The organism is Paracoccus sp. SY (assembly GCF_002901215.1).
In the GTDB taxonomy this organism is placed as follows: domain Bacteria; phylum Pseudomonadota; class Alphaproteobacteria; order Rhodobacterales; family Rhodobacteraceae; genus Paracoccus; species Paracoccus acridae.
Genome location: NZ_NWMQ01000065.1, coordinates 1 through 10,161 on the forward strand (window position 1 = coordinate 1; position 10,161 = coordinate 10,161).

The 10,161-nt window shown below is 55.7% G+C and carries 9 protein-coding genes; 2 read left to right on the forward strand and 7 right to left on the reverse strand.

All coding sequences use genetic code 11. The annotated features are described in order from the left end of the window. The 3 genes from CK944_RS20380 to CK944_RS20390 form a co-directional block, all read right to left on the reverse strand. Positions 1-315: sugar transferase (locus CK944_RS20380; RefSeq protein ID WP_192877794.1), on the reverse strand; the 315-nt coding region annotated here is incomplete at its 3' end. Between the two features lie 99 nt (positions 316-414). Next, positions 415-621: a hypothetical protein gene (locus CK944_RS20385; protein WP_146038730.1), complete on the reverse strand. Its 207-nt coding sequence runs from the start codon at positions 619-621 to the stop codon at positions 415-417. Positions 622-938: 317 nt separating this feature from the next. Continuing rightward, positions 939-2,186 (reverse strand): glycosyltransferase, encoded by a 1,248-nt coding sequence (locus tag CK944_RS20390; protein WP_146038731.1) that lies wholly within the window; start codon positions 2,184-2,186, stop codon positions 939-941. Positions 2,187-2,609: 423 nt separating this feature from the next. Between CK944_RS20390 and CK944_RS20395 the strand changes: the two genes are divergently transcribed. Both CK944_RS20395 and CK944_RS20400 read left to right on the forward strand, forming a co-directional pair. Further along, complete coding sequence (locus CK944_RS20395; RefSeq protein ID WP_158248096.1) at positions 2,610-4,097, forward strand: radical SAM protein; 1,488 nt, start codon at positions 2,610-2,612, stop codon at positions 4,095-4,097. After that, positions 4,097-5,374 carry a nitric oxide synthase oxygenase gene (locus tag CK944_RS20400; RefSeq protein WP_103174899.1) on the forward strand — a complete coding sequence of 426 codons (1,278 nt, stop codon included), beginning with the start codon at positions 4,097-4,099 and terminating at the stop codon, positions 5,372-5,374. Before CK944_RS20395 ends, CK944_RS20400 begins: the two co-directional genes overlap by 1 nt. A 325-nt stretch (positions 5,375-5,699) precedes the next feature. Here CK944_RS20400 and CK944_RS20405 read toward each other — a convergent pair whose 3' ends face one another. The 4 genes from CK944_RS20405 to CK944_RS20415 all read right to left on the reverse strand — a co-directional run bounded on the left by CK944_RS20405 (position 5,700) and on the right by CK944_RS20415 (position 10,091). Beyond that, positions 5,700-6,440, reverse strand: a complete 741-nt coding sequence (locus CK944_RS20405) for a UPF0489 family protein (protein WP_103174900.1) — start codon at positions 6,438-6,440, stop codon at positions 5,700-5,702. Positions 6,441-6,530: 90 nt separating this feature from the next. Further along, a complete protein-coding gene (locus CK944_RS20410; RefSeq protein WP_103174901.1) occupies positions 6,531-8,396 on the reverse strand; it encodes a DUF262 domain-containing protein in 1,866 nt (621 codons plus the stop codon). A 457-nt stretch (positions 8,397-8,853) separates the two neighbouring features. Further along, entirely contained in the window at positions 8,854-9,504 is a 651-nt protein-coding gene (locus CK944_RS23005; protein ID WP_146038732.1) for a hypothetical protein, read from the reverse strand. Between the two features lie 17 nt (positions 9,505-9,521). Then, entirely contained in the window at positions 9,522-10,091 is a 570-nt protein-coding gene (locus CK944_RS20415) for a hypothetical protein (RefSeq protein ID WP_103174902.1), read from the reverse strand. Between the last annotated feature and the right edge of the window lie 70 nt (positions 10,092-10,161).

Below are 10,161 nucleotides of genomic sequence, written 5' to 3' on the forward strand. Positions count from 1 at the left end.
CCACTCGGCGCGCGCCTCGGGATTGGTGTCCAGATGATCCTGCAGCCGCTCGTCGGCATCGACCACCNGCAGCTTCCACATCCGGTAGCGGCGCCCGCCACGACCGACCCGGTCCTGCGCGTAGAAGGGATTACCGCCGTCGATGAGCACGACCAGGGCCAGCACCAGCACCAGCGGCAAGACGACCGGCAAGGCCATCAGCACCAGGAGGAGATCAAGCGGCCGCTTGAGCGAGCTGCGGTAAAGTCCGTGACGCGCGGCAACGGTGGAGACATAGGCCGGGCCATCAGCCAGAAGCTGCTGCTGAGCAAACATGACAAACTACTCTTTACGAACAAAGGCTTAAAGTCGTGATGGAAACCGCCATCACTCTCCGAAGTCAGTCTGACTTCAGCGCACGCTCAACCGTCGATGTCAGGAAAGTCGAGGCGCGGGCAATGTGATCCCGTTGACCTTCGCCTGGCGTTCCAGACGCCCCAGAAGCTCACGGTACTCTGCATTGTGGGAATAAGCGCTGATTGCCGACATGATGACCTTCCAGTCATCGACAGACACAGCGTGACGAAACGCGAAGGTGGTTTCAGAGGCAAACATGGAAATACCTAAAACTGTAACGAACATCCTCTCCATAACCGGAGGTTGTCTATTGGCCAATTTGCCTTTTTGTATAGGCTAATAGGCTGTCGAGTGATGGGCGACATCCATCATCCAACAAGCCATTGTTCCATAAGACGAATTACTGTTGAAAATTGCTGCGCTAGGGGACGCGCTATCCTGAAATGCGACTTTCTGTGCTCAACAATGGGTTGAGCCATGAAAGGATCATAGGAATGAAGGTTCGGTTCTGCCACCCTCCCCTATCGGCCTGCTGCAAGACGAACGCCGCTAGCATATGAAGATGGCCCCGACGAGATAGACGTCGGCTCGACCGATATCTCTTAATTATAATAAGGAAGAGTGTGCTCTAAAAAAAAGCCAGCCAAACGCTGCCCTTCCTTCCACATGTCGTGGTCCCTTAGTGCGCGGCTTCTTCCGTGATTGGCCATTTCTAATGCAGGCTGCGGATTAGTCAGATAGTCGCGCATAGCTCGCGCCAGTTGCTCTTCTTCGCCTGGCCCGACAAGTCGTCCAGTTGTATTATCTTCGACAAGTTCAGGCGTGCCGGCAACGCTTGTAGCTATCACAGGCAACCCGGATGCCATTGCCTCCATGAGAACGACGGGCAGACCTTCGGCAAAGGAAGGCAGGACAAACACATCTGCGTCAGCCATTTGAACGGCAACTTGCTGCTGGCTGAGGGCACCGGTGAACACGACTCTGTTGGCCAGTCCCAAGCTTGCCACAATCGCCTCCAGCTTGACCCGTTCAGACCCGTCGCCGACGATCGTCAGGGTTGCATCTGGAAAGGCATGGGCAATGGTGCCGAATGCTCCGATCAGAACAGACACCCCCTTGACCGGCACAAGGCGGCCAACGAACAGAATACGCCGGAGCGGTGGCGTTCGGTTGCGCTTGGAATACGCGGCGGGATCAATTCCACAGCGGACAACGTGGAGCTTGGCCCAATCTCCTTGACTGCAAAGTTGCCGAGCCTGGTTGCGGCAGAAGTCGCTGATGCAAGCAACAAAGTCCGCAGACGCGATCTTCGTGGCCAATTGCCGTGCGGGTGCGTCGAAGAAGTCGTCGGGCCCATGAAGCGTGAAGCTGAACGAAATCCCGGCCAGGATTGAGGCATACATGCTGACGGAAGCCGAAGCCATGCCCAGTTGATTGTGGATCCGGCTTGCCCCGCAGCGATGTAGAAATCGCGCCAGCACCATGGCTTCCATGAGATAAACGACTTGCCGCAGGTTTCCCTTCATCCCGGTGGCGCCACTCCGCCTGAGCAAGGACAGCGCCTGTGCCAAGCGGCGCGGCCGTCTGAGCGCCATTCCAATGGCTGCCAGAAGAACGGCGGGCTTGCGGACGTTCTCTAGCAGGTAAAAGGTTGAACGGGCAGCTGCGGCCTCATCCGGGCCGATCAGATGGTGGGATCCAGGCCGATTGACCGAGCAGGTCGTCACATGCAGCCCTGCCGCACGAAGGGCGACTACTTCGCGCAGGATGAAGGTGTGCGATACGGCAGGATAAAGACCGGTCAGATAGACGATGTGATCTGAACCTGGTTCTGGAGCGATGGTGGACAAGCAATAACCTCGACACGATGTGGCGCCCTTCGACGACCATTCATGGTGTTTCTATCCGAACCAGGCGCTTTTGCTACCGCATCAGGATGGTTAACAAAAGAGCATGTGATTGCATTCTTGAGTCACGTTCATTCAAAGCCGAATTGGAAAGCAATGCTGCAACCAGGGCTAGAAAATTAATTACCGCTGCAGTCTCGTTCTGTCTAAATGGACAGGTGTTTTGAAGCAGGCCACGCTGTAAGAATTAATTGAATTTTCTGTGATCATCCAACGACTATGCGGCAGAAGCGAAATGCAGGTCGCGTGATTTTCTCTCAAGTGCGTCGTGATTGGTAAAGTTTTTGGAGCAAGTCTATTATGAACCAGAGTGTTCGTGTGCCGCGGAGCCTGGTGCCCGCCAGGCGGTATTCCATTGATCCAGTGGTGGATCAGGAAGCGCCGTCGGCCCATCGCATCCTGCTCGTGGACCTGAACAACTTTTCAACCTTTCCGACCCTTGCCATTGGACTTCTGATCGCTTCGCTGCGAAATCGGGGCCAGACGGTCGAGCTACTTTCCCCACTTGCCCATGACGTGCCAGCGGCAGCCCGTGAGCGGCAGGAAAACATCCTGGATCATCTACGCCGCCGCGTCAGCCTGACGGATCTTCCGCAAGCCTATGCCCTGCGCGACCTGCTGCGCAAAGCCTATCGCGCTCGCCACGAGCGTCCCCATCCGATTGTCCTGAAGCAAGCCTCGCAGGCCATTGCGCGGCGGCCGGACGTCATCCTGATTTCGGCCTATTTGCAGCACATGACAACGATCCGGGCGCTTGCTGCGCTTGCTCGTCAGGCGGGTGTTCCCGTGATCGTCGGCGGCCCGATGTTCAACCTGCCTCATGTTGCACAGGAATGGTGCCAAATCCCGGGCATCGAGATGTTGTTTGGCGGCGAGGCCGATCTGGTTTTGCCCAATCTGCTGCAGACCTTCCTGACGGGCGGTGACGTGCTGCAGTACCCAGGTGTCACGCTGTCCAATGGGCGCAGCTCGTCCGCGGCACCGCCATTGCGCCCCTTGGATGCAACCCCAATTCCTGATTTCACGGACTTTCCATGGGACCGCTATCCAGTCCGGATCGTTCCCCTGATGTCGGGCCGGGGCTGCCAGTGGGATCGCTGCCTGTTCTGTTCAGATGTCATCTCCGCCTCAGGGCGCAAGTTTCGCACGCGCAGCATCGACAGCGTTCTTTTGGAAATGCAGGAGCAAGCGCGACGCCACAACACTACCAGCTTCCTTTTTCTGGATCTCAAGCTGAACTCCTGGCCCGACATGATCCGGGGAATTGCCAGCCAGATCCAGTCCTATGTGCAGGGGGCCGAATGGGTGGGAACGGTTCATGTCGACCGGCGTACCGATAACGGCTTGTCGCGACAGGATCTCATGTCCGCCGTAGATGGTGGAATGCGCAGGATATCCTTTGGCTTGGAGACGGGCAGCCAAGAATTGCTTGATCGCATGCAGAAAGGCAGCAGCGTGGAGCGGAACGCGCAGTTCATCCACGATGCACATGCCGCAGGCCTGTCAATCCGGTGCACAATGTTCAAGGGCTTTCCCGGAGAGACCGCAATGGACATGGAGGCGACCGAGCGTTTCCTGGAAAAGCACGGCCATATGCTGGACCGGGTGCGGTTCAACAATTTCAGCCTGTACACCGACACGCCGGTATGGCGGGAAATGATTGGCAGGTCGGGAGCAGGTGCTGAACTGGAACTGACCGCCAGCGACCATGCCCGCGCCCAGTTCCGTTATCGGCGGCTCAAGCCCTTTGGGCGCGATTACCGGCGCTCGAAGGCTCGAGTTTTGTCCATTGTCCATGAGATCAACAGGCGCCCGCTGCGCGACTCGGCCCGGCAGTTTGACGGACTTATGTGATGCACATGATCCGAGAACGTTGGCAGCGCGCCGATGCGCTGCAGGGAAGCCCGCTTCAGCGGCGGCTGCGTCGCCTGTCTGCGATGGAGAAAAAGGAGGAAGCTCGTGCCTTTCTCGACACCTTCCATGATGCGACAAGTGCCAGCAAGGCGACGCGGCAAGCGCGGTGGTCCGAGGTGCGGCGCGAGCTTTCAAGATCCGGGCATTACGAGCATACGCCCGAAGAACTGGCGTATGGTGCGCGTCTTTCCTGGCGCAACAATGGCCGCTGCATCGGGCGGCTGATGTGGGAAAGTCTGGATGTCGTGGATTGCCGGCACCTGACTGATCCCGCGCAGATCGCTGGCCGGGTCTTCTCGCATCTGGACGAGGCGCATGGCGACGGCCGTATCCGGTCGATCATCTCGGTGTTTGCGCCTGTCCGGGGAGCAGAGCTGCCGGCCTGGATCGAGAGCTCCCAGGCCATCCAGTATGCGGCACATGTCCAAGCGGACGGACGGGTGGTGGGTGATCGGCAGAACCAGGAAATGACGCGCATTGCCATGTCTCTAGGATGGCGGCAACCCGTTCTCGAAGGTGCATTTGACCACCTGCCACTGCTGGTTAGGGACAAGAACGACCGCCGGCACATGTTTGATATCCCTCCAGCCTGCATTCGCGAAGTTCCTATCACCCATCCTGCCTTTCCCGCCATCGCCGGACTGGGTTTGCGGTGGTATTCCGTTCCGCTCGTCACGGGCCACATCATGACGATTGGTGGGATCGACTATCCTTGCGCGCCGTTCAACGGCTTCTACATGGCAACCGAAATTGCCTCGCGAGATTTCGTCGACAGGAAGCGCTATGATGTCTTGCCTCAGGTGGCTCGCGCGATCGGGACATCGCCTGACCCCAAGGACGATCCATTGTGGAAAGACCGCGCGCTGACCGAATTGAATGCGGCCGTGCTGCATTCATACCGGCAAGCAGGTATCACGATCGTGGATCATCACAGCGCATCGGATCAGTTCATGACGTTCCACCGCCGGGAGCAGGCGGCAGGACGTTGCGTCGCTGCCGATTGGCGATGGATCGTGCCACCCCAGGCATCGGCATCCTGCGATGTCTTCCATCTGCGTATGCGGAATTTCCATCCTGTCCCGAACTTCTACCGCGATCGAGGTGACGAGGGACTGCGAATGATGCCATGGTATGGCGACCGCCACCGGCGCCGGGGTCTTGTCTGGCTCGACCGCATACTGCGCCGATGGAAAATCTGGAAACGAATGGCGGGATAGCCGTGCTTGATGCACCTTGGCGGTTCAATTTCTTCAAGGCTCGTCAGCCCAACGACCGTTTTTTGGACATTCAGCTGAGATGCCGGAAGCTGCCCTGAGCCACGTCTTTGAGATGAATAGCGGTCAGAAAAAAGGTCAGTAAACGGCCTGATGGGGGTGCAGGATGGTACCCGCTACAAAACCGTTGAAGCAGACATTCCGTTGAGACTGCCAGCTGCATCCGCGCGGCCCCGACATAGAGACAAAAGCCTCTCCCCGGACCGCTGTTTGGCGCGCTCTGGGCCGCGAACTACACCGATTCCTCAGGCGGCAATTAGCTTCCTCCCTACATAATCTTTTCCCCCTCTGGGAGTTGGAACGTTAAACCCATGCATTTCAGAATCCGAGTTGCCAGCTCTTCAGTCGCTGTCCAGCCAGGTGTGAAGGAATCCGGTGTTAGGCAAAGCGTAAGAACTCCAATGGTGCCTCGGTCCATTGCATCCTTGATGGCTTCGGCGACAGCATCCACGTAATCTTCGGAGACCATCATTCTAATATCAGATCCAAACTGACAGTAGAAATAGTCTAAATCTATGTTGACTATCCACGGTGCCTCCCGCTTGGAAAGCCAATACGGGAGGTTCTCAGGTAAGTCCCACGGTCGGCCGACCATCACGCGATCGAAATTCGGTGGATCACCATCATCATGAGTCAAGCAATGAAAAGTGGTGATGCTCTTTCCAAACTCATGGAGGTATATGGAGAGATAATTGTCCCAGCGGATAACAGGACATTCGAAGCCGTCAACTTGGGAGGTCTTACCAAGATAGTCGTCAATCCCTGATGACCAACTTGGTAAGTTTTCGAGCCACTCGTCCATACGACTTAGCAATGCATCTGGGTGTCGGTCAATGTGAATAAAAGAATGCGGTTCTTTAAGATTGATTTTCTGTAGCCAACACCAGAGGGCAGCGCGATGATTATCCATAACATACACATTACTGCTCCTGCAGAGAAAGTTCTGCTGGACAGGCCCGGAATGGTTTCGTCCTCTAAATGGTACGATCCACTCCCATTCGGTGGTCATTCTTTCTTCTCCATCAATGAAACCAAATCTCGTCACCTTCGAGTCCTAACCTCGCGGGATCCTGCGACCGAGGACCGGATTAATCATGCATTATCGCAAACTTTCTAGCCGCCCTGGCGACCAAATGACGTTCGCCAGCCTAATCAACACGTCGCAGCGCTGCTCGATTTGCTTTCTCTTGAACGAGGGAACTGGAGCCAGTTCAAGACCCAGAACGGTGCGGAGCACCTCGAACTGTGGCCGGTTCACATAGGGCGTTCCGCTGAGGCTTGCCGCGAGCAGGTTTTGTCCAGCATAAACCTTGACCTTCTCTCTATAGGGTTGTGCCTGCAAGCTCCGGTTCACGTCAGCCGGCAGCAGCAGGAGCGCGGGTAGCCAATTGCGCCATTCTTGGAAGGTGCCTTCATCCTCATACTGGGAAGAGAACTGATCGTAGTCGTCAGCCATGATATGCTCGATATCGAACGGGTTCTTACGCGAACGATCAACGAGATCAGCAAAGTTGTCAGCTCCGCCTGAGCCATGCTCAAGGAACGCGGTAGCCCGAGCGAGGAAGTGGTAGATGTACCGGCGGCTGAACTGATTGATACCCCAGGCCCATAGCCCCTCGCGCTCGCGGCTCTCGCTTCCTTCAAAGGTAGCATCGTCACCTTCAGCGAGTTCGGTGACTAGAATATCGATCAGTTCGCCGAGAGGCTTCCGGCGGATTTTTCTACAAAGAAGGTACATGGCGTAGGAAACCGTAGAATATCCGACGCGGACGTAGTTCACCGTGCGACGCATTATCCAGATGTCGAGGAACGTGGCCGTCGCCTGGATCTTGCGACGAACGGTTTCATCGTCGTCCTTTGGGTCCAAGGGTGCCAAAAGTACGGTGGGCTGCCATGTGAAGTCATTGTGGGCGTTATAGAAGACAGACTCGAGGCCTGGCGTATAAGTCGCCGACGCTGTGACAATTCGCTTGTAGGCCTTGGCGTAGAAGGGGAAGTCACGGTTCATCCAAGTGAGATTGCTCACTTGGTTGCCCACCTGCAGCCGGTTAGAGTTGTCACGCACCCACCGATGGAATACTGTACCGGCCTGCTCCCAGTCTCGGTCGGTCGAGCCTGCCTTACGTTCACGGATACTGTCCGCATATTGAGCACGAAGCCACGCTTTGATGAAGGTCGCATCCTCCTCCTGCTGTCCTTTAAAGGAGAGAAGGTCCAGAACTTCACTCTTCCAGCGATCGTTTGCGAGCTTGCGCTGTTCTACGTCGGTAATAGGAGCAAGTAGGTAGGCCTTCAGCATGTCCACCGGGCTGAGAGGCTTGCCGCGATCATTCATGGTCTCGAAAATTGCATAGGCATGATTGTCGCTGTCAGCGGCAATTTCTATCAGGCCAACGCGGTTGAGCAACCAGTATGCGAAATGCGGCAGCCCCTCTCCAAGTTCTTCGGAGAGGCCGGACTCTGCGATGTCCTGGTAGCGGGCATACATTGTCTTGACGGACTCGTCCTCGCCATCAGGATTGAAGACCTTGCCGTTAAACAGGGCGTCGATCACCGCAGCTCGCTCGGGAATGTCGATGTTGAACTGCTGCCTGCCATAATTATCACTGAATATTAGTGGAGCAAGGATGCTTGTCACTCCCAGCTTGCGCAGCTCGCACTCCCTGAAAAGATGGATCAGCAGCAGGGTTAGCGAAGTAACGCGCTGCTGCCCGTCAATCAGGTAGTTCTTGCCATTGCGTTTGCTGACAATAATCGATCCGAGAAAGTATTCGTCGTAATTTGATACCGCACTAGTTCCGTCGGCGTCTTTGTAGCTGCTTCTGAACTTGCCGGTCAGGTCGGTGAGCAACTCGCCGATATGCTTGCTCTCCCACTTGTACTCACGCTGGTACTCGTCAATCGCAAAGGACTCACCCTGTAACAACTGCTTTACGGTTTTGTAGTGGGGGACAATGGTACTCATTCGAATCAAATCTCTCCAGCCGGTAGTAACTGCATCATGTCGCGTCCGATTAAGTAGTTGCGGCGCCTCGTGATATGCAGCCATTACGGATGGTGGGACAAGACATAGAATTGGTCTAGGTTTACTGCTGCGGACTGCGACGTCGCGCTGCCGACGCTCACCCATCAGATTTACTTTCTGTCGCGTCGCGCGACCCCTTTGAAAACGCTGCTTCGCGGCAAGTGGTGCATGCGGATGGCAGCAATGGGCCGACCCTCTCGGTTCGCATGCTTCGGAGCTAAGCATGCCTAGCTTCTCCGCTGCACGTTTTGGGGGCACCACTCGCGAACAAGATCTCCGCGCCAACGCGCCGGCGTCGTTTCCAGAGGCAGATGCCTGCTTCGCGTTTCCAAACGACCATCAAAATGAGATAGGGAGTAGGTCCATACCCATTCCGTCGCGAATTGCTAAATTCCATTTAGCGCGCTTTGAAGTTTCGGAAGATTTTCTCGAAAGATCCCCGAAGGCGAACTTCGAGATCAGGCGCAAGGGGTGACAAACCGATTTCATATTCTTTGCGATGGCGCGAGAAAAGCTTGTCGACAGATCCTGAATTCTGGGTAGACACGAAAAAGCGACCGTCGGCATAGATGTCATCGATTAGGCCGAGAAATGAACGCCCCAAGTCAACGCCAAGAGAACTACTCAGATAATATTTGCACTCCACCGATACTAGCACCTTGCTCGACCGTGGATGGACGTTGTTCGCGCGGCAGGTGGTCGCTTCATCTTGATAAAGTATCGCGACATCGCATTCGTGGTTAACGCGAGATTTGCCCGAAACATAGATGCCAACATGGGCTTCTAGTATGGGCGAACTCGGGAACATAATTTCGGCGTGACAATAGTCGTGAAGGGTAGAGAAGATCGAACTCGGCGAGGTACGGAAATAAAAGCTAGTCGCCGCTACGCCGCTTCTTGTCATCAAGCGGATCGTTGCGCCTTCCCGCCGCGCGGCGTCTAGCATGAGGGCCCAGATATAACACTCATAAAGGTCGTTTCCCGCCGAAGCGGCTGACAGATTAGCGCTTGTGGCTGAAGCAATAGCCACGCTAATGTCATTCCACATGTCCGATCTTAATGGCATCAACTGGACTCGGCGACATCGGTAAACTTGCGATGTGACAGATCTGCTTCCTTGGAGATTTCTTGTAGCAGCTTAGCGAGATCCACCGTCTGTTCGTGCGACTGGACGATGCTGCCGCGCGATACTCTCGCCTGGCGGTCCGGTCCAGGCTCGTCTGTTTCTCCTACACCAACCAAGTGGACAGCAGGCTCGTGTTGTCCCTTGGTATCGATGCTGTTGAAATCTGTGATCGCGTCAATGAAGCGCTTGGCCATCATTTTGGGGGCGATAAAGGCGATACCGAGCGCTGCGACCAGCATGTCTAATTGCTCTATTGGAGTATAGTCTTGCTTACCCACGAACTCGCCGCTAGACGTGCCGCGCGATCGCGGCGCCTCTGCGACCATGTCCAGTCCGGGACTTTGGCGAACAGTTAGCTTTCGCTCGATCTGTCGACCCGCCTCAATGTCCGAACGCCACTGATTGATAATGTCGACGATTCCGGCCTTACTTTGTTCTGTTGCTACATCGCGCACTGTTAGCTCGATATGATGGATCAGGCGCGTCGCCTCGTCGTTGGAAATGGCCATTGATTAATCTTGTTCATATCCGCCTTAGCTGTGGAATGATACTTGTCTTAAGGGCACCTCGATTTTTGAC

What these genes read in the sequence shown, in the direction of transcription:
- CK944_RS23005 (WP_146038732.1), bottom strand. Translation starts at nt 9,504, where the DNA reads ATGTGGAATGACATTAGCGTGGCTATTGCTTCAGCCACAAGCGCTAAT.
- CK944_RS20405 (WP_103174900.1), bottom strand. Translation starts at nt 6,440, where the DNA reads ATGACCACCGAATGGGAGTGGATCGTACCATTTAGAGGACGAAACCAT.
- CK944_RS20400 (WP_103174899.1), top strand. Translation starts at nt 4,097, where the DNA reads ATGCACATGATCCGAGAACGTTGGCAGCGCGCCGATGCGCTGCAGGGA.
- CK944_RS20385 (WP_146038730.1), bottom strand. Translation starts at nt 621, where the DNA reads ATGTTCGTTACAGTTTTAGGTATTTCCATGTTTGCCTCTGAAACCACC.
- CK944_RS20415 (WP_103174902.1), bottom strand. Translation starts at nt 10,091, where the DNA reads ATGGCCATTTCCAACGACGAGGCGACGCGCCTGATCCATCATATCGAG.
- CK944_RS20410 (WP_103174901.1), bottom strand. Translation starts at nt 8,396, where the DNA reads ATGAGTACCATTGTCCCCCACTACAAAACCGTAAAGCAGTTGTTACAG.